This window comes from Algoriphagus aurantiacus (assembly GCF_035156405.1).
In the GTDB taxonomy this organism is placed as follows: domain Bacteria; phylum Bacteroidota; class Bacteroidia; order Cytophagales; family Cyclobacteriaceae; genus Algoriphagus; species Algoriphagus aurantiacus.
In genome coordinates this window covers 336,490-362,979 of the sequence record NZ_JAXRUT010000003.1, presented here as the reverse complement: position 1 = coordinate 362,979, position 26,490 = coordinate 336,490, and the positions used below count along the sequence as shown (strand labels likewise).

Here is a 26,490-nt window from a genome sequence, read left to right as displayed (position 1 = left end):
AAACAAAAAGACCTGTACCAACTTCTTCCCTCAAACTGGAAGCAGCACAGACCTAAACCGATTCTCTGAAATTCCTAATCCAAAACATATGGGATGCTCGGAGCGATACTTTTGATTTTTGATTTCTTTGAAACTTACCTGTAGGAATTTTACAAAATCTTCATTTGTCTGCCTGAGCCGTTCGCTGCTGAAAGTTTTGATAGTAAGAATAGCAATATTCCCTGATTTGTAGTCCAGTTGCAGGTACTTGCCTTTGTCATGTCCTTTGGGTACGCATGATTCTTTAATAAAATCTGTTTTAATATGCATATTTTCCACTAACCCCGTCTGGGTCTTGTATGTGATGGTATGGTCGGATTTTTCCCCGAAAACCCAACTGTAAAGAAAAGGGAATGCATCCCTGTTCAGTGTTTGAAATTTTTTCGTTTCAATGTTTCCATCCGAGGATAAGTAACGAAACAACTCCTTACGAATTTCATTGATTGGTTTGCCGTCAATCGAGAGCAACTCTGTTCCGGGAGGCAGCTCACTGGGGCCACTGCAAAGCACAAAGGCTCTTTCATCCATAAAGTAAAGTTGAATCGGAAACATTTTAATATGCCCGGCATAATATTCCATTAATTCGGATGGCAAGCTGCTACCGGTATGTCCGTCTTTAACAGAACTCAGGAAAAATCTGACCAATGTTCCAAATTCAAATTGATTCATTGGATGATCAAGAGTGCGAAACAAGCTATCCGACAATTGGGTAAACTCATTCCTATTTTGGTATCGAAACAAACCACCATGTTCTTGCAGTATGGCCTCCCTTAGAAAAGTAAAGTCTTCTTTTAGTTGCTCTGGATCAATAGTAGAAACCTCAATTTTCTCTTTTGGTAAAGAATTTATCTGAGTGAAGCAAGTATCTTTGTCATTTAGCAGAATAATAAAATCATACGTAAGACCTGGTTTTACATCGAAAGAAATGGAGTCCATATCTGTATAGAACGTCACTTTCCTTTCTTTTCCAGGCTCAAGTGCATAATAGATGTCAGGCTTAGCTTCGGGTGTTAGATTCCATATACCCTTTTGGAAAACGGCTCCATCCTGTATGTCAACAGTTTTGGTGTTCGCCTTTATCATCGGCAAAGATTGTTGTCCATTCGCAGATTGGCATACCACGATGACAAAGAATAAGACAATACGTTTCCATGCCCAAATTTGGGTAATTATTGGTTGTTCCATTTTTAATTAAAGTTTAGTGAGCTATTTTGTGGATCGTTTCAGGTAGTAATAATAGCCCAGAAAACTCAGGGCAATACTAAACGACATAATCGCCAAAGAGTGGATACCCAGTGGCAATGTATAATTGATAATAGTTAATCCGATTCCAATACCAGCTAGGATGGAAAACCATTTAATATTGATGGCTCCATCTTCTTTTGTATCCGATTGCAGAATGGATGAAGCTACATTTTCGGATACTCCTTTATCAGCAATCTTGTTTTTAAGACGATAATCCAGCATTCGCTTTAGAATGGAAAGAATAAAAATCATTACAAGAACGACTACAAAAATGGTAGCACAAATTTTGAATATTTCCTCGAATACCTCCTCACTAACACTCATCCCTTGGGCAGGATTGCTTTCTTGGCCAACTGCCATAACTGAAATGGCTGTCATGGCTACGATACATAGTGTCTTTTTCATGTTTGTCGTTTTATCTTCTGTTTTTTTAATTAGACCGACTCAGGTGTTTAATGTTGCAGCGCAATCAAACAAAATCCAGTTTGTTTATCTTCCTTTTGTATTTGTTGATCATTTCAATGCCCTGAAAGCATATCAATGTAATTGCTGCTGTAAACACCAAATACATTGATATGGCGGAAACACTTAAAAACATGTTAATCAGGTGTTGACCAAATAGATAGCCGGTGACACAAATGGAACATACTCCAATAAATGCAATCGGCCAGAAAAGAGAGGTAGCCTTGGAATTTGCTGGCTCCTGATCCGTCAGCCTGGACAAAACCAAACCAGAGAACTCGAATTCAAAGGTTGGTTTTGATTGTTGCTTAATTACCGAAAACAATAACTGGTAGGTGTCAGCTTTCGCCTTGCAACTGGGACACATATCCACATGTTCAATGATGGTATCCGTACAGTTAATTTTATCCAATACGTACAGTTGGATATCGTTATCGGAAAGGTGTTCAGCTGTCATAGTTCGCTCCTTTTATATTTTAGAAGTATTCGTTCTTTTAATGATTTCCTTGCTCTAAAAAGATAATTTTTTACTGTTCCTTCAGGTAACCCCGTGATCTGTACTATTTCTCCATAGCTTAATTCTTCATTATGGTACAGGGTAATTAAGGTTTTGTAAACTGGTGGTAGCTTTTCGATTTCAAGTTTGAATATCTCTGAAACCTCCTTTTCAAAAAACCGAGACTCTGTCTCACTGATTGATTCCAAATTGCATTTATTGCTGATGGCATCCAATGCTTCATCGTGTGTGTCATTGTCATCAATAGCAAGAAGAACCAATTTTTTCTTTTCAAGATAGTTCAAGCAGGTGTTGTATGTAATCTGGCCAATCCAGGTTGACAGTTTAGAACGAAATCCGAAGTTGGGCAAGTCCTTAAATGTTTTCAGATATACATCCTGTGCAATATCTCTTCGATCTTCCTCATTGCTTATCATCTTGAATACAATTTGGGCAACCAGACCCTTGGTGTTGTTTATAATAGTCTCAAAGGATTTTGTGTTTCCACTCAAAACCTTTTCAACCAAGTATTGGTCTGTTGTATTATTTGTTTCTGCTTTGTCCAATAGAAGATTAGACCGGAATGTATTTGAAATGTTGCATGAATCGTCAGGTTAATATATTTATTATTAAGCGTGATCTGGATTGCTATGCCTTTATTTTTCTATCCAGTAAGTTTTCACCAACATTGATATTCAAATTGCTTGTGCATGCAGGAGGGACTGGCTCTTTTGATTGCGTTGGTATTGCGGTGAAAAGTGTGGCAAGCAAATGTGCCAATGTGCGGTGGCCACTACTATGTCCGTGCGGCATTGTGCACAACACTTGTATTTATCGAAGTCCCGCTACCCTATTGCATCTATATCGCCATTGTCTACAGGTCTTCGGGGTTCTCCTGTGACCAAATTAAGGATTTCGTCGATCCCATCAAGCGGGCTTTGAATATTTTTATTGGAAATAGACAGCACATGGGTATAGATTTCAGTCGTCTTACTGCTCTCATGTCCCAATAAGGCTTGAACATAGCGTAGGTTTGTGCCCTTTTGAAGTAAATGAGTAGCAAAACTATGACGAAGGGTATGGACTGTTGCCCAAGGATTGGAATTACTTTTTTCAATCGCCCTCCTAAAAACAGCCTGAATACTCGTAGTAGAATATTGTCCACCTTCCTGTCCTTCAAAAAGCCAGTAGCTTGGTTTATGCACTTTGTAATACTGTCTTAGAAGCACCAGTAATACAGGAGAAAGTACTGTTTTCCTGTCTTTTTTATTTTTAGCCCCTTTGATGAAAATATATCCTTCATCGGAATGTATATCCCGATTCCTCAGTTTGATAGCCTCACTGATTCTCAGGCCTGCACTATAAATAAGCATCAAAATCGCCCGATGCTTTATATTCTCTACACTTTGAAGGATTGCTTTCACTTCCTCCTGACTAAGAATATTTGGAAGGGTCATGCTTTTCTTTGGGCGCTGTATATCATAAACGGTTCGCTCTCTACCCAGAACATGCTCGTAATATGCCTTTATAGCATTTATAAGCGTATTCTGCGCACTTTCCGAAATCTTATACTTGGTGATCTGATGGTATACAAAGGCTTCTATTTCTTCCTTGGTAATATCTTTGAGGCTACGGCTTTCGAAAAAACCTAAGAATTGAGATAAAGAAGAAGTATAATTTTTGATTGTGGAAGGACTATAGGCTTTTAGCGTAAGCTTTTGTTCCAGGTCAGCCAATACCTGAACAGATTGCTGATTTAAGGTTTTACCGGAGTACTAACCTTTTTATCAGCTTGCCTGATCTCAAACTTGCCTGTATAAACGCGCTGGATCAACTCCCAGTTTTCTTTGGTATTGACCAGGCTCCATAGTTTTTGGTTGGGATGATAAAAACTTGTATTAATCGCTTTCAATTGCTCCCGCTCCTGTTTTAAAGGATAAGGAATGAATATTTTGATACGACTGGCTTTGGGTAGCGGCTGATAAATCAGTTTACGTTGTGCAGTTTCCATGACTTTTTGAAACCAGTTTACTAAACTTAGGTCTTAAATGTTGGGGAATAAGCGTTTGTAGTCGATTGTAAACATTTGTTGTCACTTTGGTTGGACTTACTCTTAAACGGAATCATCCCGGCCAACCTATAAAAAATCAATGCATGCTTTAATACACTACCAACTACTTTAAAAAACAGGCTTAAGAATATACATAATAAACTTATCGAGTTCTGGATCAAGCTGGAAATTAAAAATTAAGATCAGCTATTTTTCATAAAAGAATAAGGAGCCCTAAAGCTCCCCTTCATCAGCAAAGGAATAATACCCTTCCGCAGTCAGAATCAAATGATCGAGTACAGGAATATCCAGGATTTCACCTGCTTTTTTAATCCGCTGGGTCAATCGCTTATCCTGTTCAGACGGTAGTAGATTCCCACTCGGATGGCAATGAGCTAAGATCAGAGAACTGGAATTAGCTTTAATGGCAGCTGCATAGACCAGTTTTACATCCACTACAGTGCCTGCAGTTCCTCCAGAGCTGATGTTCACAATACCCAGCACCAAGTTAGCTCTAGATAGCAGCATTACTTTAAAATCCTCTACAAACTCAATCCTGTCCTGATCCCAAACTTGGGCAAATACCTCATATACCTGTCTTGAACTTGCTACCCTTGGACGTAGGGATGGCTTTACTTTGGCACTGTAGCTCAGCTTAATCTCAGCTACTTCAAACAAATCAATTTTTCTTTCTGAAGACTTCATAATCTTTTTCGTTTTTGTGGAACAATGAATTATGAAGCACCATCAGGCCTTGGGCGACAAAGACCGGAAGGAAAAGGAATAAAAAGCGCAGCGCAGCAAGCGGCTTTATGCCGGAAGCTTTCGGTCGCCCAGAGCCCAGAGGACTAGCTTTGTGAGGAATTCAGGGACAAAAAAGGGATAGAGTCTGAGCAAGTCATTTCCTGATAGGGGGATTGCTTATTCCACCTTCTAGAATTAGCACTCAGAATTATTGGTACTCAATCTTGGAGATCCCCAATCAAATAGGAGATTGAAATGTAAATACTCAATGGAGATGAGTACCACTAAGCCGGATGATCTAAAAAACTGACGTTGGAATAAGATGACATGCCCTTGTAGGTTCCACAACTATTACATGGAATAATTTTAGCATGGTTAATTGGCATATCAGATTGAAACACACACACCCGGAAATTAAAACAATTTATCAACTTATATTTTTGTAAACCTCAGCCATAAACAATGAAACGATTACGGATTCTCTGTACGAAAAAAACATCAAGGGAACTTTCAAAGGGGATATCACCCACATAGCGGGTGTAAACGGAACCGGGGAGAAATGGAATATTTCCATGAGAGAAGCTGTGGAAGGTATTAATTCAGACTTGTTTGAATTTTTTATTATGGAGCAGTTTGAGGAATTCAACGTAAGTATTACGGGTGACATTGAAAAATCCCTGACTGCTACCGGACAGGGACATACACACAATCTGTTGCTTGGTCTCCCGGATTGTCCATGAATACTGAAAGATCTGATGGTCATAGAAAGCCCCCCGATCAGCAGTCTTTCCAAACCTTTCTATATTTCAAACCGGCAGCCACCTTAGTTTATTTCATTTAGTGGAATGAACACAGGTGAACGGGGTATTCTACAAGGGTTCTTTACAGTTAGACAGTATTTATTCCACCTATTTTAAATAAGACTTAGGTACTCAAATGATGTATTTTACTAAAAGAACTTTTAGTCCACTTTAATATAAGTCTGAGGACCTACACAGTTACTCATCACCCCTAACATGTCATTGCACGCGTACCCCAACAAAAAAGAGTTATTGGCATCATCCAAAACCAAGGTTCCTTTTTGAGTGGGATTAGCCGGGTTAAGATTATTTACCAATAGGTCCCTGGATACACATCCTTCTGGAATATCATAGGTAGCCGGGTCAGGCCCGAAGGAAGAAGTAAGTGAAAGGCTAAACTCCTCTCCTCTCAATGAGTAAGTCCCTTCGCTGTAGCCTCTTAAACAACGCAATTCAGAATCAACCGGCGTGACAAAAGTTTCAATCAATACATTGCCTGCTGCCGTAAATATCATTTCACTTGAATAAACCGGATTGCCTTCAGAGGAAGCAAACTCACTCTCATAAGTCCCTTCTAAATAAATCGCCGGATTATCATCTTCCTTATCGCAGGAAATCAATATGAATGCAAGTAAGCTCAAAAGTAAAAATTGAATTTTCATAATAGATTGATGTTAAATTTTGAATATATAAAGAACTACGAATTCCATCCTTCAAATGCTACAAGCTATGACAAAAAAGAGGAGATCGTTCCCTCTTTCTAAAACGGTGCTTCCATCAGAATATAATCCCCTGTCTTTTGGGCTTTGCCAGCAGCCTAAATAAGAAGGTATTTATCATTGCGTAGTTAGTTTAGCCGGTTCTGGATATAGGCTACCGAATTTTCAAGCAAGGTCTTATCCAATATTCCTGTGAGATTATTCAGATATCCCGCTCCCATCTCAGCTATGGCATATCAGATTAAAAAAAACACCAGAGGAACTTTCGAAGGAGATCTCACCCACATAGGGAGAGTGAATGGAACTGGTGAAAAATGGACTACTTCAGTCCACGATGCCATTGACGGCATTCATTCCGGACTATATGAATTTTATGTTGTGGAGCATTTCGAAGAAATAGACGTTCACATCATCGGTGATAATGAAAAATCTCTCACCGCTACAGGCCAAGGATATCGGCATAACTTACTGGATGATATTCCGGATTGCCCCTAAGTAAACATCTGCCCAAAGTGGCTATTCATTTCAATAAACTGCCCACCAAAGTTGACCCGGAACGGGTCACCGATTACCTCCATCTGATCAAGCGCAGTCATAACACACCTTCTTACGTCAAATTCATCGTCTATGCCATGCGTTTTGCCTACCGTATCCAGGGGATGAAGGACAAACGAATCGAGCTGCCCACCATCAGACGAAGTAAATGCATCAGCCCTGGGCGGTGTATGACAGCCTGTTTGATGCGGCATGGAAGACGGTGGCATGCTTTGCCAAAGACCCAAAGCATCTAGGTGCGAAGCCAGGAATGATCGCCATTCTCCATACTTGGGGACAGACGTTGTCACTTCATCCCCATCTGCACTGTATCGTACCGAGAGGTGGGCTGACCAAAAAAGGAAGGTGGAAGACAGCCAAAAGCAAAGGCAAATATCTCTTTCCGGTGATGGTCATGAGCAAAGTGTTCAGGGCAAAGTATGTACAGGCACTCAAGTCCAGGCTTCAACCCGCAAAGGAATTGGTCGACGAATTATTCCAAAAGGACCGGGTGGTGTACGCCAAGCGGCCTTTTGGCCATCCCAAAGNCACTCAAGTCCAGGCTTCAACCCGCAAAGGAATTGGTCGACGAATTATTCCAAAAGGACCGGGTGGTGTACGCCAAGCGGCCTTTTGGCCATCCCAAAGCAGTCCTGGAATACCTTGGCCGATACACCCACAAGGTGGCTATCTCCAACCATAGGATCTTGGATATAGACAGACAAAAAATCACCTTCAACTACAAGGATTACCGACGGGGGGATCAAAAGCTGGATATGAGTTTGGACAATATGGAGTTTATCCGAAGGTTTTCCATGCATATTTTGCCCAAAGGTCTTGTCAGATTAAGGCACTTCGGAATCTTGGGAAGTTCTGCCAAGAAGGTCACTATTCCGTTGATCCAACGGGAACTTGGCGTACCACTCCGGGAAAAGGAACCCAGAGTACTGGAAATCTACAATCCCCGGCCGAAGTCATAGTAATTATCGGTAACGAGCTGTAAATACTGCAGAGGTCTCACTGGATAATGAAGGGCCGAACATTGAATTGCGTAAAATGTCCTATAACCCTGTGGCTAATCCGAAAGTGGCTTAGAGCACCGATCCAGATCAACGGGAAGCTGCACAGGCGCAGAAAAGGTGTGCCACAGGAGGACTGAGCGTAAAGAGATCTTCCAGCGGAAGATTTTAGCGAAGGGCCAGAAAGCAGGGCAGGCTCAGTCCTCTTCTATCCAATATATTATTGGACGGACTGGACAAGTATCTCAAAAGTAAAGGGTTGAAATTCGTTCGCTATGCCGATGACTTCAGTATCTATACCAAGTCAAAAGCAGCCGGCCAAAGAATATTTGGCAACGTGTAAAATTAAGGGGGGCATAATGATTTTTTACAGTCTGATAATCAAGATTCCAATTTCGAAAGGATCAAAGAAGCGTAAATAAAATTTTATTATAAGTTTACGTCCCCTGTAATGCAAGGGGATTCTAAGAAGATAAGAAAAAAAACCCATCCTTGTGGTGCCCCCACAAGCATAATCCGCCATTTAAAGGGAGTAATTACCATTCAACGAAAAATTTGTCACCGAAATTATCATGGATTAATCCTATATTTATGAAAATTGCACAACTCCAGCGTGAAAATTGAGAGCAAACTATTAGTTAGAGAGATTCAAAAGCGAAATAAGGAAGTTTTTGAAGCACTTTTCCGTGATTTTTATCCTGGGCTAATCAGATATGCCGAGGGATTTGTTTTTGACGATAAAATTTGTGAGGATATCGTTCAGAATATCTTTATCCACATTTGGGAGCGGGCGGAATTTTTGACCATTAACACCTCCATTAAATCATATCTTTATAGCGCGGTAAAAAACAGGTGTTTCAACTATCTAAGAAACCTAAAAGTAAAGGATAGACATAATCTATTATATCTGGAAGCTTGCCTGAATGACACCAATGTAGACTTTGGAGATACTGAGATTTTGAGTAAAATAGAGGAGGCAATAGACAATTTACCTCCAAAAATGGCTAACATTTTTAAACTCAAATATCTGAACGAAAAATCCATCCGTGAGATTGCCACAGAATTAGACGTTTCTGAAAACACTGTGAAGACTCAGTTGCTAAGATCAAAGGAAAAACTCCGGGTTTTACTCCATCAGTCTTTAAATTTGAATTTTTTCTTATAATAAAAATATTATTTGTCACCCATTCCTAAACCTTATGTGTCATAGGGCAAAAAGATACATAGGGTGCATAAATATTCGGAAGGTATAGATTTTTCAATTATATGGAAAAAGCTCCATACCTCCCTTACTGGGGAGGAAGAAGAGCAATTAAAGCTATGGCTATCGGAAAGTACTGACCATCAGAATTATTTCGAACAGGTGAAGCTATTTTATAGAAATGGGTCTCAATTCGAAGATGGGTTCCAAAGATCCGAAGATGGGTGGTCTGCTATTTCCAATAAGGTTGATTTTAAGAAGTCAAGGAAGAAAAATCGAAGGTTGATTTATGCCACATCTGTTGCTGCAAGTATTTTAGTGCTCTTGGCAGCGTTTTACGTGTTTAAACCTTTTTTATCTACCTCCGAAAATACGAACCAGACACTTTCAGCTATTGTGCCTGGGACGGATAAGGCCATTTTAATGACAGATGACGGTGCTTCCTATGATCTATCCACAGGAACCCCATTGACCTTAGAGGAAGGAGGAACGGAAATCACCAGCCAAGGGACTTCTATAAAATATAATGAGCAAAAAGGGGATGTGGAAGTGAAGTACAATACCTTAATTATACCCAGGGGAGGCAAATTTAATTTAACATTGGCCGATGGTACCAGGGTCTGGTTAAACGCTGATTCCCGATTGAAATACCCCACAAGTTTTCCCGGAGAGTACAGGGTGGTTGAACTGACTGGCGAGGCATATTTTGAAGTCAGCAAAAATGCTCAAAAACCCTTTAAAGTACTTTCAGGAAGCCAGGTTATCCAAGTGCTGGGTACTTCCTTTAATATCTCTTCCTATCAGGACGACCCTATAATTGCCACCACCTTAGTAGAAGGTAAAGTAGAGGTATACTTGGAACATACACCTTCAGAACATCAGATGTTGTTACCTAATCAGCAAAGTATACTGGTCAAAGACTATAATAGTTTAATCCAAAAAAATGTAAATGTACAAGAGTTTATTTCCTGGAAAGATGGGTGGTTTTATTTCAGGGATAAGTCTTTGGAAGCAATTATGCTGGATTTGTCCAGATGGTATGATGTATCAGTACAGTTTGAAGACCCGGAAATGAAAAAACTACCCTTTACCGGGGAATTCCGGAGGTACGAAAATTTAGAAGAGGTCTTGAATCTATTGGAAAAAACAGGAGAAGTGAAATTTGAAACGGAAAGGAGGAAAATCATTATAAAATAAAAAAGGAGGATGTTGGCGCATCCCCCTGAAAACAAATCGAAATCATCAAAGTGTTTTACTTAATCAGTTTAAAATTATGAAAAAAAAACCCTATAACCTACCCCTTATAGAATGGGGTAAAATTCAATTGGCGATGAAACTTACCATAATTCTCATATTGGCAGGAGTGATGAAAGTTTCGGCAAGTGCTTATTCACAAAAAGTGAAGTTTGTATTGAATTTACATCAAGCCTCAGTAGAGCAAGTATTTGAGGAAATAAAAAACCAAAGTGACTTTAATTTTCTCTATCGATCTGATTTAATCAGAGAGATTCCGAAAGTCAGTGTCAATTTGCAAAAAGTAAGTATAGAAAAGGTATTGGATAAGATATTGGTGCCCCACCAAATTACCTACGAAATCCATGATAAAACCATTATTATCAGAAAAAAAGAAAACCAAAAAAAGGATGAAACAACTTTACTTGATCAAGTAAATGCCATTGATATATCAGGTACGGTAACAGACCAAAACGGAGAGCCCATACCCGGAGTCACCGTTCACGTCCAAGGCACTATAAATGGTGCTGTTACCGATATTGACGGGAATTTCTCACTTGATGTGGAGAAAGGAGATATTCTGATTTTCAGCTTTATCGGCTATGAAAAAACGACTGTTGTGGTACAAAACCAGACAACCATCGATGTTATCTTATCCCCGGATATGCAATCTCTGGAAGAGGTGGTGGTGATCGGCTATGGTTCTGTCAAAAAATCCAACTTAACCGGAGCGGTTTCATCCGTGAAAATGGACGACCTGCCCCAGATAGCCACCACGAATGTAGCCAACATTTTGACAGGTCGTGTACCGGGCTTGTCCATACGACAAAATTCCGCCACCCCGGGAGGAGGCTATGATATGGTGATCCGTGGAGCAGCATCTACCGGAGCTGGCAACGCACCTTTGTTTGTGATCGACGGCTTTCCGGGAGGAGATATCAATACCGTGAATCCAAGTGATATTGAGTCAGTTGAAGTATTGAAAGACGCAAGTGCTACTGCTATCTATGGAGCAAGAGCAGCCAATGGTGTAATTCTGATCAACACCAAGAAAGGAAAAGCCGGGACAATGAATATCAATTTCAACTCTTCGGCATCTCTCCAGAACATGGCCAATCCTTATGAAATGGTTTCTACCAGAGATTATATGACCATGTCAAATGATTTTTTCCGTGAAGAGTGGTTGTATAATAACAAGATCGCTCCCTACGGAAATGCGGATCCCTCAACAATAACGTCCACTCCCAAGATTGCTTTTACAGATCAGGAAATTGCAAACGTCCTCCAAGAAACCGTCTGGTTTGATGAAATCACACGTCAGGGGATCATCAACGAACAAAATGTGTCCATCAACGGTGGTGAGGGCAACGTCAGATACTTGTTCTCTCTGGGACACCTGGGGCACAAAGGGGTGGTTGTCAATAGTGGGTTTGGGCAATATCTAGGCAGGCTTAATCTGGAACTCGATCTATCCAAATGGTTGACAACAGGTATTTCTATTTCCGCCACACAAACTACAAGGGACAACATCGCCCAGTCTTCCAACCCCAATAGCGTAGGAATGATCAGGGATGCCATGATGTATCCCCAATACCTGCCTATCTACGACGACCAAGGGAACTACACAATCAATCCGGGTCATGCCAGTACCGCAAACCCGGTATCCTGGGGAGAGGTGGAAAACAGAAATAATACTTTCAGGACCCTTATCAATAATTTCTGGAAAGTACGCCTGTCTGACAACCTGGATTTTCGTGTAAACATGGGAACCAATGCTTCTTTTGGTCAAAACACCTATTTCGTTCCAAAATCCCATCTGATCGGTGCTCAAATGAATACACTTGCTTCCATCAGCGAGGAACGAAGAAATGACTATCTGCTGGATGCTACATTGACTTATACCAAAGAGTTGTTTGGCAACCACCGGCTCAATGGAGTACTGGGGTACGCCTACCAAACTTTCAATACCCGATTTGTACGGGCGGAAAATTCGGATTTTATTACAGATCTTTTTGGCCCCTGGAATCTGGCTGCCGGAGGTGATTTGACCCGTGTTGTGGGCAGTGACAGAAGCCTAACGAAGTACCTGTCATATTTTGGCCGCGTCAACTACGATATAGCAGACAAATACCTGTTTACCTTCACTTTCCGGACAGACGGAAGTGATAGGTTCGGAAAAGAAAATAAGTTTGGATATTTCCCATCAGGAGCATTTGCATGGAGATTGATCGAGGAAGACTTCATGAAAGGTCAAAACCTGGTGTCCAATTTGAAGTTGCGTGTAAGTGCAGGTCAGACGGGAAATGCCTCAATCGGGGGCAACACTTATGGATTCTATGCTTCAGGTGCCAATTATGTGTTGGGGAACGCTTTTGTGACCGGAATTTCTGAAAATCAGTTGGCAAACCCAAAACTTAAATGGGAAACTACCACAGAATATAACCTTGGTCTTGACTGGGGCTTGTTCAATGATCGCCTTACCGGTAGCATTGAGTATTATCAAAAAGCTATCTCAGATCTGCTGGATAGCAGACCAGTGGGGTCGTACTATCCTGTAGAAAGTGTGGCGGACAATTTGGGTAAAACACAAAGCAAGGGCTTCGAGATTTCACTCAGAAGTGTCAATGTGTCGAAAAGTAATTTTACTTGGAGTACTGACCTAAACCTTTACCAGTACAAGGACAGTTGGAGAGAAAGAAACCCATACTCAATTTTGGCTATTTATCAGGGGGTAACAGATCCTCTGCATGTTTCATACGGATATCTCAGCGACGGCTTGATCCAACCAGGTGAGACTGTTTCACATATGCCAAACGCTCCGGCGGGAAGCATCAAAGTACAGGATCTCAATGGCTGGCTAAAAGACACAGGCGGGGATTTTATCCTTGATGGGGATGGAAAGAGACAGTTGTCAGGGGAGTCGGATGGTGCAATTGATGACGCGGACAAAGTAATTATCCACAACCAGGCTCCAAAGTTTAGTTTTGGATTGAACAATACCTTTACCTACAAAGGATTTGACTTGGGTATCTTCTTCTACGGGGAAGTCGGCAGACAGTTGAACAACGTCACCCGTATGGACTTCTTACGGGCGGACAAATTCCGCTTCTCTGACAATGTGACCACCGATTCATTTGACAGATGGTCTTCTACTAACCCGGACGGCAAATATCCAACAGGCCTGTTCCCTACATTTGAAAGCGGTACGGATTTTTACATTGAAAAGGCCGATTTCGTGCGTCTTAAAAACCTTACTTTGGGATACACGCTGCCTAATAGTTTTGCGCAGGGAAGGTTTAAGAACTCACGTGTCTACGTTGATGCCCAAAACCTTTTCGTAATGACCAATTATACTGGATCGGATCCTGAAACCGATAGCTTCTCTGCCTACCCTAACCAGAGAACCTATTCCCTTGGTGTTAATTTATCCTTCTAATTTAAATAGCCATGACTAAAAAGATATATTCAAAAATCATTTGTCTACTCACTGCCGGCAGCTTGCTTACAGGTTGTTTCGACCTGGAGTATGAAAATTTCAACAAGATCAATTCCGAGAACTTCCCCCAAAGTGAAGCAGACCTGCATGCAGCAACTATAGGAGTGTATCATTCTCTGGGGAATAGTTTTGTGATGCGGTTTATGGACAATTCCGGATTCATATTAAATACACTTTCAACCGATGAGATGAATACAGCCTGGGGACATGGCTGGTTTATGATCGACAACTTCCTTTGGCAATCCAACAACATGGCCGGATCCGGCTTATACAATGAATATCAGAAAGGTGTCACCAAAGCAACCCGTATCATTGATGCCTTCGACAAGTCCGATGTGGAAGAAAGCAGGAAGAACAAAAGCATTGCCGAACTGAGGGTGCTGCGTGTACTTTATGCCAATCTGTTGTATAGTATGGTCGGCCCTGTTCCGATCGTGACAGATGCCGAAATCGCCAATAATGTATATTCCGAATGGAAACCCGCGAGGCCGGGTAAGGAAGAATATGTATCCTTTATGGTGAATGAAATACTGGCTTCGTATGATTTGCTCGATGCAACGGTTTCAGCCCAGGATTACGGCCGTTTGACCAAAGGCGCTGCCCTGACATTGTTGATGAAAATTTACCTCAATGACAAGCAGTGGGACAAAGCAGCCAATGTAGCCAAGCAAGTCATGGATATGGGCGTTTATGATCTGCTTCCTTCTTACAAGAGTGTTTTCTCTTCAGAGAACGAAGGACCTGTCAATAAGGAAGTAATCTTTCCCATTCAGCGTATTACGTCAGACTTGAGTTTTTCATGGACTTACTTCGCAGCGGTGTTGCCCTCTGTTCCGATGTACAAGGCACCAAACGGAAATCAAATGCAGATTTGGGGTGGGCTTAGGATGCCATGGGCGTATTATGATAAGTATGAAGACCAGGACGAAAGGCTTGAGACTATCATTAGATACTATACTGACGTAAATGGCAATGAAGTGGATTTCCGTGCTGTCGACCATCCCAGAGCCATCGGGGCTTCTCCCATGAAATACTCCGAAGATCCAGAGCACAGAGGCGCAGATCAGGGGAGTGATTTTATCATGCTGCGTTATGCAGACGTAATATTATCCCGTGCGGAAGCTCTTAACGAACTAAGTGGCCCGACACAGGAATGTATTGACCTTATTAATATGGTAAGGGAACGGGCGAATGCTACTTTACTTGATCATACGGAATATACCAAAGAAAGCTTACGCGATTTTCTGCTGGACGAGCGTGGCCGGGAACTGTACTGCGAAGGACACCGCAGAAATGACCTGATCCGTCATGGTAAATTTATAGAAAAAGCCCAAGAAGCGGGAAAATCTGCACAGCCTTACCATGTGTTGTTCCCTATTCCTCAAAGCGTTATGAATGAAAATCCTAATCTTCGCCAAAACGACGGATATGAAAACTGACCGTAAATGGTCTTTTTAAGAAATTCATAAGACCTAGAACATAGCACAAAAGATCCCCTTTTGGAGGGATTTTTTGTGCTCATTTTTACAGGATTTTCAAGTTCATGCAGTTTCATGCTTTACATGTATTCGCAAAAGTCCCGAATATTTGTCATGACCAATCGAATTCATGAAGTATACACTTTTACGGCAATTTGTCATTATGCCTATAGACAACAACTGGATAGCACCTGGGGGGATCTGGATTTGACTGCTGTATCAGCGACTGTCGATCTTAAAAAATTAGATTAACATCGAAACCCAATAAAACCATGATAAAACAATTATTTATAATACTACTATTATTTTCCTCGTTTACGGGAAGTACCCTATCGCAAACATTTGTGCATCCGGGAGGCCTCCATACATTGGACGACCTCAACAGGATGAGGGACAAAGTTGCCGTCAGTGAAAGCCCCTGGATAGAAGGCTGGAATACTTTGGTTTCTGACTCGAAATCAAGTTCCACATATGGCATGTCTGGAGGCGTCTTGGCAAATGCCAATCAGCGGCAGAACATGAACAGAGACGCACAGGCGGCTTATCTGAATGCTCTCCGTTGGTATATCTCCGGTGATGTGGCACACGCTGAGAAGGCCGTAAGCATATACATGGCCTACGCCAATACCGTTAATCAGATACCCTCAGGAGGAACTACGGATATATTGGGGCTGGGAGGTATTGGTTTTACTGCGATGGCCATGGGTGCGGAGATTATGAGGCTCTATGAGGGCTGGGCTCCGGAGGACTTTGAGAAATTCAAGTTCATGATGAAGGAGTATTTCTACCCTGTAAGCCGCGATTTTCTTACCAATCATAAGGGGGCCTGCCCGACGCACTATTGGGCCAATTGGGATCTGAACAATGTTTCCGCACTGCTTGCCATCGGTATCCTTGTGGATGACCGGGATATTTTCAATGAAGGCATTGAGTATTTCAAGAATGGCGTAGGGGCTGGCAATATCCATAACGCTATTCCTTTTGTCCAGGGAAATTTTGGTCAATGGCAGGAGTCTGGAAGGGATCAGTCACATGCCCTGCTGGGTATCGGGTTGATGGCCAATATCTGCCAACTGGCCTGGAACCAGGGAGTGGACCTGTATGGCTATGACAATAATAGATTTTTGAAAGGCGCAGAATACGTGGCCCGTACCGGCGCACTTTCACTCGAAGCACCATTTTTTGAAGAATACAACAGCTGTTCCAACCGCAGGCACCGCTGGATAAGCAGCAATGCCCTGGGAAAGTACCATGATCAACCTGTTTGGGAAATCGTCTATAACCATTATGTAGTGCAACAGGGGCTGGAAGCGCCTCATGTTGAGGCCATGGCACAAATCATGAGGTTTGCGAACAGTACTAATGATCAATTGGGGCATGGTACACTCACTTTTACGCTGGATGCAGCCTCATCCCCCCTCGCCTTTACAATGCCTCCCGGCCAGCCTCAAGGTCTTATTGCAAAAGAAGGAATTGGCAACGTGGAACTGAGTTGGAATGCAGCTGAAGCCATGGACACCAAAGGATATACAGTTAAACGTGCCACAAGCCCTGGCGGACCCTACACTACCCTAGCCACCTGGACAAGCAGAACGAACCCGTCGTACACCGATACCGATGTGGAAAACGGCACGACGTACTATTATGTAGTTTCTGCCAATAACCATGCTGGTGACGGGCCTGAATCCGCAGAGGTCGCCGCTACTCCTATGGAAGAAGGTCAAGAGTTGCCTGTAGGATGGGCCAGAGCGGATATAGGCAATCTGAGCATTGAAGGGGAGGCAAGCTATGCGTCGGTCAATACCGGACACACCTTTATCACCAAGGGAGCCGGTAGCGTTGGCGAAACTTCCGATGCCATCGGATTCACCTATGGAATCGCTTCAGGTGACCTAACCCTCACAGCGAGAATAGCAGACTTTGGAGGAGTGCAAAAAACAGGGATCATGATCCGTGAATCCCTGGATCCTGATGCTAAAACTGTGCTGATGAAAATAGGTGATGCTGGTTGGCGTATTGCTGGAATGGGCGCACGTACCGGGACAGGAGCAAACATGGAATGGATAGGCGGAAACCGCTATACATGGCGCCCGAATATCTGGTTCAGGATTACCCGGACAGGAAATACCTTCACTGTGTATGAGTCCAACAATAAAGATGTGTGGTTTGAAGTAGGTAGCCGCACCATCGAAATGGGTACTGATGTCTATGTGGGCCTCTTTAACAGTTCCGGAAATACCACTTCTCTGAATACTGCCCGGTTTGATCACGTCGCTATTACAGGACTTGATGGTATTGCACCGGAGGTGCCTGCCAACTTTACGGCCTCTCACGGCAATACCGAGATTACGCTGAATTGGGATGAGGTACCCGCTGCTTCCAGCTATACCTTAAAGCGCTCTACAGCTAGCGGAGGTCCCTATGAAGTGGTGGCTACAAACCTGAATGCCACCCAGTATACAGATAATGGTTTGGAAAATGGGACGACCTATTATTATGTGGTATCGGCTGGAAACCTTTCCGGAGAGAGTGTCAACTCTTTGGAGATAAGTGCTACACCTGAATTAGCTATTGCACTGTCACCTGAAAAAGTAACCGCTGAGTCGGTATCAGGACAGCAAATTAACCTTTCCTGGAATGCAAGCTTAAGTGCGACAAGCTATAATGTGAAACGTGCAACAGCAAGCGGTGGACCCTATACGACCATTTCCAGTCTAGATACCACTTCATTTAGTGATACCGATGTAAATCATTCTATTACTTATTATTATGTGGTATCTGCTATAAACGAACTTGGGGAATCGGAGGATTCAGAAGAAGTAAGCGCCACTCCCGGAAGGTTAGGCTATTGGAATTTTGATGAAACCAGTGGTACTTCTGCCGGAGATTCATGGGGCATGAACGACGGTACCCTCCACAGCGGTGCAAGCTGGACTTCCGGTGTAGTCAATAATGCAGTCAGCCTTGATGGAAGCAGCAGTGGATATGTTTCCTTTCCTTCGGGAATTATGAGCGAGGTAAATGGTGATTTCACCATAGCCACCTGGGTTCGGTTAGACGAAATAGCAGTATGGGCCCGCATTCTTGACTTTGGTACCAGTAACAACAATTCCATGTTTCTGGTCCCAAAGACCTCAACTTCCGGCGAAGGGATCCGGTTTGCCATTAAGACCTCAAGTGGATATCCAACCTTATCCTACAACTATACCTGGCCACTGGATACCTGGACGCATATAGCTGTGACCCTGAGCGGCGATACAGCAACGATGTACCTCAACGGGGAGCCGGTAGCTTCCAGCACCGGTTTTAACAAGCGGCCTTCAGATCTGGGCAACACCAGCAATAATTACCTTGGCAAAGGACAGAAGTCCGATGATCCGATGTTGAAAGGCGCTATCGATGACTTCAGGATCTATAACGCGGCGTTGAGCGGCGCGGAGATTTCAGATTTGGTTGGCGACCTGGTTCCTCCAACTCCAACAACTATTCTCTCTGTTACCGGCGATACCCAAAAGGTATCCTTAACCTGGGCCGAATCATTAAAAGTGACCAGCTACAATGTAAAACGTTCGTCGGAAGCTGGCGGCCCCTATGCGACCATCGGAAGTACCACAGGTACCTCATTTAGTGATACCACACTTACAGATGATGCGGTTTACTACTATGTAGTTTCATCCGTGAACGGAAATGGAGAGTCAGCCAATTCTGCCGAGGTGAAAAGCACATTGTCGGGTAAAATTGGTTATTGGAAGATGGATGAAACAAGCGGCACCACCGCTGCTGATTCCTGGGCCAATGGTGACGGATCACTCCATGGAGATGCCACCTGGTCTGAAGGCATAGCGGATAACAGCGTGCTCCTGGATGGCAGTGGCGACTATGTCACCCTTCCTGAAGGTCTGATGAAAACCACCGAGGATTTCACCATAGCAACCTGGGTGCGATTAGACGAAGTAGCAACATGGTCTCGTATTTTTGACTTTGGTACCGAGAACAACAACTCCATGTTTCTGGCCCCGAAGACCTCTACTTCCGGCGAAGGCATCCGGTTTGCCATTAAGACCACGAGTGGATACCCAACCTTATCCTATAACTATACCTGGCCACTGGATACCTGGACACATATAGCTGTGACCCTAAGCGGCAATACGGCAACAATGTACCTTAATGGGGAGCCGGTAGCTTCCAGCACTCAATTTACCAAACGGCCTTCAGACCTGGGCAATACTACTAATAACTACCTCGGTAAAGGGCAGAATGCACAGGATCCTTATCTGAAAGGTGCTATCGATGACTTCAGGATCCTTAACAGAGCCTTGAGCGAAGCAGAGATTTCAGATATGGTCGGAGATCTATTGCCCCCAGCTCCACCGACTGTTCTCTCTGTTTCCGGCGATACGCAGCAGGTATCCTTGACCTGGACCGAATCTCCAGGTGCAAGCAGCTATAATATAAAACGTGCGACAGAAAGCGGTGGACCCTATACGACTATCGGGAGTGCTATTGCTACATCATTTGGCGATACCACGCTTACAGACGATGAGGTTTATTACTATGTGGTTTCAGCAGTGAAAGAAAATAATATAGAATCGGACAACTCTGACGAAGTAAAAAGCGCTTTGTCGGGTAAGTTAGGCTACTGGAAGATGGATGAAACAGCCGGCACAACAGCTGCTGATTCGTGGGCCAATGGTGATGGAACACTTCATGGGGACGCCGGCTGGTCTGATGGCATAGAGGACAACAGCTTGCTCCTGGACGGTAGTGGAGATTATGTCACACTTCCTGGCGGTCTTATGAAAACTACTAATGATTTCACGATAGCCACCTGGGTAAAACTGGATGACATCTCTACCTGGATACGCATATTTGATTTTGGCACAGAGAACGCCAATTCAATGTACCTGACCCCACAGACAGGTGTGAAAAATGAAAAATCTACTATCCGGTTTGGTATTAAAACCAGCAAGACCGCTCAGCAGATTGTAACTTATGACTATGCATGGCCACTGGATACCTGGACGCACATAGCAGTGACGCTGAATGGCAATACGGCCAGAATGTACGTTAACGGGAATCTTGTAGCTTCCAATACCAACTTTACCTTCCGTCCTTCAAACCTGGGCTTTACCACCAATAACTACCTGGGCAAGGGGCAGAATGCTGTTGATCCGTACCTGAACGGTTCCATCGATGAGTTCAAGATCTATAACCGGGCGTTGAGTGCTGAAGAGGTAGCAGAAGCCATGAAGATAAAGCAGGTCATCAGCTTTGATCCTTTGGTAAAGAAAACAATAGGTGATGCCGGTTTTGCAATAGAAGCTCATACTTCGTCTGGTTTGCCAGTACACTTTACCAGTTCAGATTCCTCTGTGGCTAAAGTTGTTGGTGATACGGTCTATATTACTGGAGTCGGTGTTGCTGCAATCATCGCTCAACAGGACGGTGATAGCCTGTATCGTGCTGCTGAACCGGTCGCTCAAAACTTCACAGTATTGCCGCTGGATCTCGAAGTCTTGCACAAAGATGGCGACGCTGGAAACGTTTCAAACAATAGCATTAAGCCATACTTACAGCTTGTTAACAACGACAGCATAGATGTCGCCTATAGTGAATTAACAATCCGCTACTGGTTCACAGCGGAAAATTATGCAGGTACCAATACCTGGATCGACTATGCCGAGCTCGGTGGCAATAAGATTTCAATGAAATATGAGTCCTTATCAGAACCACATAATCGTGCCTATGGATACATTGAATATGGATTTGATCCTTCGTTGGGCAATTTAATCCCCGGTTCAGGTTCAGGGCCTATCCAGTCCAGATTGACCAATTCTAACTGGTCAAATTTTGATGAGTCGGATGACTATTCTTATCGACCTAATTCATCTTATACTTTAAATGACTATATCACCCTGTACAGAAATGGCTATTTGGTTTGGGGATCAGAACCTGAAACTGTATCGCAGGAACTGAATTTGAAGGTGTATTCACAAAACAAAAATGCGAATACCGGCACCAGTACTATCCACTCCACCCTGGAAGTGCGCAATGTAGGGAATATCCCAGTGGAATATGGGGATTTGCTCATCCGATATTGGTTTACTAAAGATAGCGAGGCGGAATTGAACTACTGGATCGACTACGCCAGGTTGGGCATCTCGAATATTTCGGGATCATTTGCGAAATTGGATCCTTCTCTCGATGGAGTGAATACATATTTTGAAATGAGCATTGATCCGGCTATGGGATTATTGCATCCGTTGAGTACTTCCGGTGAAATTCAGTTTAGGATTGCAAAATCAGATTGGTCCCATTTTGACGAGTCGGATGACCATTCTTACAAGCCAAAAGCTCCGTTGGCTGAAAACGATCATATCACAGTGTATTATCAAGGAGTACTGATTTATGGAACTGAGCCTTTGGATGATGGTCTGCAGGATAACGGGAGTACGAACTCGGGTGAAGAGGTGGTAGTATTGGCATACCCTAACCCCAGTGATGGAAAATTCAATGTCCGCCTCAGCTCTGGTGAGATCGGTACTGTAGAAATCTATGTTTACGACAATTTGGGAAATCTGACAACAAACTCCTCAGAAATCAAAACCTCTGAGGTATATGAGAAGGAGTTCTCCCTATATCCGGCTAACAAAGGAGTGTATGTAGTCAAGGTATTTTTCAATGATAGTGTCATTGTCAAATCCTTGTTGATCGAATAGCTTGTCCATCCCCTATTCCAGACAATAAGACTGTCCTATGGCATGTTCTATAAAAAAAGACAGTAGTGTGACGAGAGGTTACAAAGCAGGCCGGAAAGCAGTTTTTATGGAAGTAATTGGTAATGGGAAATTATTGGGGCTGGACTATGGAGACCGGAGGGATTTCTTTTGCCGGAAACTCTATTTCAACCTATAATAATAGTAATTGTAAGATCTGAAGATCTTCCAGAGACAACCTTTCGAATAATAACAGAATAAAACTTAATTTGTTTGGTGAACCTATCCATGCGAAGTTTGGATAGGCTCACCAAACGTTGAGAGGAGAAGTTTGGAGAAAATCTATTTACATGATAAAATGAAATAATGGATAAATACAATTTAATCGTATTATTATCAATCGTGCTGACATGTTGCCAACCCCGGGACAAGATTACACTAAACCTTATCGGTGACAGTACCTGTGCACCTAAAGAAGAGAACAAACGTCCGGAAACAGGTTGGGGCGAGAAATTTGAGCAGTTTTTTGACCAGAATGTCATTGTGCGGAATCATGCGGTCAACGGTCGTAGCACACGTACCTTTATCGAAGAAAACCGTTGGGATTCGGTCTATTCAAAACTTGGAAAAGGTGATTATGTATTCATACAGTTCGGGCATAATGATGAAATACTAACAAAGGCCAGTTACTCCACGCCAGAGGATTATAAAACCAACCTGAAACGTTTCATTTCAGAAACACTGTCGAAAGAAGCCCATCCGGTATTGTTGACGCCTGTCTGTCGCCGCCGGTTTGATGATGAGGGCAATTTTTTCGATACGCACGGACAATACGCTTCCCTTGTAAGGCTGGTTGCTCGGGAGACCGGTGTGACGCTCATCGATATGCATACCATAAGTATGGCAATTCTGGTTCAGTACGGTCAAAAAGAATCCGAAAAACTCTTTTTGCACTGTGCTCCCAATGAATGTCCAAATTATTCCAAGGGCATTGTTGATGATACTCATTTCAGTGATTTGGGAGCCACAGTAATGGCAGAAGCACTCGCAAAGGCGATCGCCGATACGGATTTAGCTTTGAAAAAAAATAAACAGATCAATAGATAACATGAAACTTGCTACAATCTCCAAATACCTGCTTATCATATGGGTTTCTATGTTTTTGACATCAAATATGTCATTTGCACAAAATAAGGAACCCTTTATCATCACTTCACCGCAAATTACGTCACAAATCGTCTTGGACAATGAAGAAGCACCTGTCGTCCATACAGCTGCGGCTATATTTGCCCAAGATGTTTTCAGTGTTTCTGGCCAATTGCCTGAAATAGTCCATAACAGTGTGGCTAAGTATCAGATAAAGGCAGGAACTTTTGGGGTAAACAGTTCATTTGACTTGGAAAGCAGGGAATCAGGAATAGATGTGGACGTGCTGAAATCAAAATGGGAAGGTTATTGTATCAAAGGGAATGTGGATGCTGGGAATGGTAATAAGACACTGTACGTGGTGGGAAGTAATCCAAGAGGCACTGCTTATGGTTTGCTCGAAATATCCCGCATGATAGGCGTTTCACCTTGGGTATGGTGGGCAGATGTTTCTCCTGAAAAAAAGGAAATCTTAGAACTCCCCGAGGATTTTTTTGTGGAGGGAGCCCCTAAGGTGAAGTACAGAGGCATTTTTCTCAATGATGAGGACTGGGGCCTACAGCCCTGGGCTGCCAAGACCTTCGAACCGGATATAAGGGACATTGGTCCCAAAACCTATGAAAAAATCTTTCAGTTGCTATTGCGGCTGAGAGCCAATGCCATCTGGCCGGCCATGCATCCTTCGACCAAAGCATTCTATACCATTCCAGGTAATAAGGAAATGGCAGCAAAATATCAGGTTTTTGTAGGCACTTCCCATGCCGAGCCAATGCTTAGAAACAATGTAGGGGAATGGAATAAAAATCGATATGGTGAATATAACTATGCCACCAACCGGGATGCGGTTAAGCAATATTGGAAGGAGCGGATAGATGAACTGGACGAAGAGGACCGCTATATCGTCACGCTTGGAATGCGGGGAATCCATGACTCAGGAATGCAGGGCAATTTCAGCAAAGAGGAAAGAGTTGAAATGTTGGAAACAATTATCAGCGATCAAAGAGAAATGCTGAAAAATACGCTGAAAAAAGACGTAATGGACATTCCACAGGCATTCGTTCCCTACAAGGAAGTTCTGGAAGTTTACAGCGACGGCGCCAAAGTTCCCGATGATGTAACCCTTGTCTGGCCAGATGACAACCATGGCTATATCCGCCAGCTGTCCAATGCTGACGAACGTAAACGATCCGGAGGAGCAGGTGTTTATTATCACATATCTTATTGGGGGAGACCCCATGATTACCTGTGGCTGGAGTCCGTTCCGGTGTCGCTTATCTGGGAAGAGATGAACAAGGCCTATCAGAGTGATGCCAAAGACATCTGGATCGTAAACGTGGGAGATATCAAACCTAATGAAATCGGCATGGACTTTTTCCTGGAGATGGCCTGGAACCCGGATCAGTTCTCACCGGAAAATTTGAGTTCATATTATACCCGGTTTGCTGCAAGGCAGTTTGGTGATGCCTACGCTGAGGAAATCGGTGAGATTCTCACTGACTATTTTCAGTTGGGCTTTTCCCGCAAACCGGAGCATATGGGATGGACTGGGGTATACCCTAACACTCCGATACAAGACCCGGAATTTTCCCTACTTAATAATGGTGATGAGGTGCAGCAGAGAATAGATGCTTATAACAAACTGGAGGAACAGGTTGAAGTCCTGCAGAAGGAATTACCTGAATATTTAAAAGATGCTTTTTACCAGCTGGTAGCCTATAAGGTATTAGGAGCTTCCAATATGAACAAAAAGCTACTTTATGCCTACAAGAGTCGTGTTTATACCCAACAAGGCAGAGTCAGCGCCAACTTATATGCAGAAAAAGCTAAGGAAGCATATGGGCAGATACAGGAAATCACCACCCGGTACAACCGGCAAAATAATGGGAAGTGGATGCACATGATGGATTATAACCCGAGAGAACTTCCTGTTTTTGACATGCCAGAGGTTGGGCGTTTTAAGCCCACTCAAAAAACAGCAGGAGGAATTATTCCTGAAGGAATTTCCCAACCTATTGAACCGGAAGACACTAAAGTATCTTTACCCACCTTTCTTTCATCCACTGATCGGCAATATTTCATTGATGTGTTTAATGCTGGACACGAACCATTAAAGTGGATGGCTCAAGCCAAAGATCCATGGGTTCAAATCTCGTCAACAAGCGGAAAAACTTCTACTGACGAGCGCATATGGGTCTCAATGGACTGGTCACTTATACCAGTCGGTCGCAGGGAAACGTCATCCATCAAGTTGAAGGTGGGAAAGGCGGTTTACAATGTACAGGTGGAGGCACAAAAACCAGATTTACAGGACGGACAGCAACTATTCGTAGAAGACAATGGCGTTATCTCAATTGAAGCAGAGCATTTCAATAAAGCTCAAAATGACGAAGACAATCAATGGAAGCTCATACAGGGATTGGGAAGACAAAATGATGCGGTGGGCACCTTTCCGATAACAGCCAGCCCCTTCGAGGTATTCAATGAACGAGCACCGTCTCTGTCATATGAGTTCTTTACTATGTCATCCGGGGAGGTAAACCTACGATTCTATTGTTTACCGTCCCAACCGATAAATAGTGATTACAAACTCCGATTTGCTGTCAGTATTGATGATGGAAAACCGATCGTGGTAGATGCATCTCTGAAAGAAGTCATGGATGAACACAACGAGGAATGGAGTATGAACGTACTTAAAGCCGCCAACATTGCAGAAACCAAAGTAATCATTCCGCAAACTGGGAGACACCGCCTAAAAATCACCATGATTGACCCGGGGGTGGTATTTGATAAAATAGAAATGGTGATGAATAAAGAAGGTGAAAAAGTAGATTCGTATTTCGGGTCAAAAGAAATCCCCGGCGTAGAATGAGTTTGGTTTTAAAATACAGCTTGTAACCAATAATCCATAGACTCTAATTGTTAACACCCAACTAATGCCTATTTTTGAATCTGACGAATAGATACAATATCAATTTTCATAGCCGCAATATTTGGATTGCATCCAGTCTGTAGTCTGCTCTTGTGCACCATGCACGGAAGACGATACCCAGGATCTAAAACTCTAGTACACATATCCAGCAGAAGCTTGGGAAGAAACCTTTCCCATAGGCTA

General features: G+C 43.0%; 18 protein-coding genes and 1 pseudogene. 11 read left to right on the top strand and 8 right to left on the bottom strand.

Annotated elements, in window-relative coordinates; translation table 11 throughout:
- Nucleotides 1-30 precede the first annotated feature (30 nt).
- The 7 genes from SYJ56_RS05205 to SYJ56_RS05175 form a co-directional block, all read right to left on the bottom strand.
- On the bottom strand, nucleotides 31-1,224 hold the full coding sequence (locus tag SYJ56_RS05205; RefSeq protein WP_323832577.1) for a hypothetical protein: 1,194 nt from the start codon (nucleotides 1,222-1,224) through the stop codon (nucleotides 31-33).
- 21 nt (nucleotides 1,225-1,245) lie between these two features.
- Nucleotides 1,246-1,689 carry a hypothetical protein gene (locus SYJ56_RS05200; protein WP_323832576.1) on the bottom strand — a complete coding sequence of 148 codons (444 nt, stop codon included), beginning with the start codon at nucleotides 1,687-1,689 and terminating at the stop codon, nucleotides 1,246-1,248.
- A 64-nt stretch (nucleotides 1,690-1,753) separates the two neighbouring features.
- Nucleotides 1,754-2,203 (bottom strand): hypothetical protein, encoded by a 450-nt coding sequence (locus SYJ56_RS05195; RefSeq protein WP_323832575.1) that lies wholly within the window; start codon nucleotides 2,201-2,203, stop codon nucleotides 1,754-1,756.
- The gene (locus tag SYJ56_RS05190; protein WP_323832574.1) at nucleotides 2,200-2,808 is read right to left on the bottom strand and encodes an RNA polymerase sigma factor; all 609 of its coding nucleotides are present in this window, start codon (nucleotides 2,806-2,808) and stop codon (nucleotides 2,200-2,202) included. The genes SYJ56_RS05195 and SYJ56_RS05190 overlap by 4 nt, the downstream gene beginning before the upstream one ends.
- 279 nt (nucleotides 2,809-3,087) lie before the next feature.
- The gene (locus tag SYJ56_RS05185) at nucleotides 3,088-3,978 is read right to left on the bottom strand and encodes a tyrosine-type recombinase/integrase (protein WP_323832573.1); all 891 of its coding nucleotides are present in this window, start codon (nucleotides 3,976-3,978) and stop codon (nucleotides 3,088-3,090) included.
- A 20-nt stretch (nucleotides 3,979-3,998) separates the two neighbouring features.
- Nucleotides 3,999-4,253, bottom strand: coding sequence for a hypothetical protein (locus SYJ56_RS05180; RefSeq protein ID WP_323832572.1), 255 nt, complete (start codon nucleotides 4,251-4,253; stop codon nucleotides 3,999-4,001).
- Nucleotides 4,254-4,526: 273 nt separating this feature from the next.
- The gene (locus SYJ56_RS05175; RefSeq protein ID WP_323832571.1) at nucleotides 4,527-4,997 is read right to left on the bottom strand and encodes a JAB domain-containing protein; all 471 of its coding nucleotides are present in this window, start codon (nucleotides 4,995-4,997) and stop codon (nucleotides 4,527-4,529) included.
- A 611-nt stretch (nucleotides 4,998-5,608) separates the two neighbouring features.
- Between SYJ56_RS05175 and SYJ56_RS05170 the strand changes: the two genes are divergently transcribed.
- Nucleotides 5,609-5,776, top strand: coding sequence for a hypothetical protein (locus SYJ56_RS05170; protein WP_323832570.1), 168 nt, complete (start codon nucleotides 5,609-5,611; stop codon nucleotides 5,774-5,776).
- A gap of 221 nt (nucleotides 5,777-5,997) precedes the next feature.
- Here SYJ56_RS05170 and SYJ56_RS05165 read toward each other — a convergent pair whose 3' ends face one another.
- Nucleotides 5,998-6,498: a hypothetical protein gene (locus tag SYJ56_RS05165; protein ID WP_323832569.1), complete on the bottom strand. Its 501-nt coding sequence runs from the start codon at nucleotides 6,496-6,498 to the stop codon at nucleotides 5,998-6,000.
- Between the two features lie 249 nt (nucleotides 6,499-6,747).
- Between SYJ56_RS05165 and SYJ56_RS05160 the strand changes: the two genes are divergently transcribed.
- The 10 genes and pseudogenes from SYJ56_RS05160 to SYJ56_RS05110 all read left to right on the top strand — a co-directional run bounded on the left by SYJ56_RS05160 (nucleotide 6,748) and on the right by SYJ56_RS05110 (nucleotide 26,247).
- Nucleotides 6,748-7,050 (top strand): hypothetical protein, encoded by a 303-nt coding sequence (locus SYJ56_RS05160; RefSeq protein ID WP_323832568.1) that lies wholly within the window; start codon nucleotides 6,748-6,750, stop codon nucleotides 7,048-7,050.
- 208 nt (nucleotides 7,051-7,258) lie between these two features.
- Nucleotides 7,259-8,069: pseudogene (locus SYJ56_RS05155) on the top strand (IS91 family transposase); the annotation flags it as partial.
- 262 nt (nucleotides 8,070-8,331) lie between these two features.
- A complete protein-coding gene (locus tag SYJ56_RS25900) occupies nucleotides 8,332-8,451 on the top strand; it encodes a hypothetical protein (protein WP_416377782.1) in 120 nt (39 codons plus the stop codon).
- A gap of 270 nt (nucleotides 8,452-8,721) precedes the next feature.
- Nucleotides 8,722-9,273 (top strand): RNA polymerase sigma-70 factor, encoded by a 552-nt coding sequence (locus tag SYJ56_RS05140; RefSeq protein ID WP_323832565.1) that lies wholly within the window; start codon nucleotides 8,722-8,724, stop codon nucleotides 9,271-9,273.
- A 63-nt stretch (nucleotides 9,274-9,336) separates the two neighbouring features.
- Nucleotides 9,337-10,506 (top strand): FecR family protein, encoded by a 1,170-nt coding sequence (locus SYJ56_RS05135; RefSeq protein WP_323832564.1) that lies wholly within the window; start codon nucleotides 9,337-9,339, stop codon nucleotides 10,504-10,506.
- A gap of 76 nt (nucleotides 10,507-10,582) precedes the next feature.
- Nucleotides 10,583-13,978 carry a TonB-dependent receptor gene (locus SYJ56_RS05130; protein WP_323832563.1) on the top strand — a complete coding sequence of 1,132 codons (3,396 nt, stop codon included), beginning with the start codon at nucleotides 10,583-10,585 and terminating at the stop codon, nucleotides 13,976-13,978.
- An 11-nt stretch (nucleotides 13,979-13,989) separates the two neighbouring features.
- On the top strand, nucleotides 13,990-15,477 hold the full coding sequence (locus tag SYJ56_RS05125; protein ID WP_323832562.1) for a RagB/SusD family nutrient uptake outer membrane protein: 1,488 nt from the start codon (nucleotides 13,990-13,992) through the stop codon (nucleotides 15,475-15,477).
- Nucleotides 15,478-15,788: 311 nt separating this feature from the next.
- The gene (locus SYJ56_RS05120; RefSeq protein WP_323832561.1) at nucleotides 15,789-22,235 is read left to right on the top strand and encodes a LamG-like jellyroll fold domain-containing protein; all 6,447 of its coding nucleotides are present in this window, start codon (nucleotides 15,789-15,791) and stop codon (nucleotides 22,233-22,235) included.
- 363 nt (nucleotides 22,236-22,598) lie between these two features.
- On the top strand, nucleotides 22,599-23,339 hold the full coding sequence (locus tag SYJ56_RS05115) for a rhamnogalacturonan acetylesterase (RefSeq protein ID WP_323832560.1): 741 nt from the start codon (nucleotides 22,599-22,601) through the stop codon (nucleotides 23,337-23,339).
- 1 nt (nucleotide 23,340) lies between these two features.
- Entirely contained in the window at nucleotides 23,341-26,247 is a 2,907-nt protein-coding gene (locus SYJ56_RS05110) for a glycosyl hydrolase 115 family protein (RefSeq protein ID WP_323832559.1), read from the top strand.
- Nucleotides 26,248-26,490 lie beyond the last annotated feature (243 nt).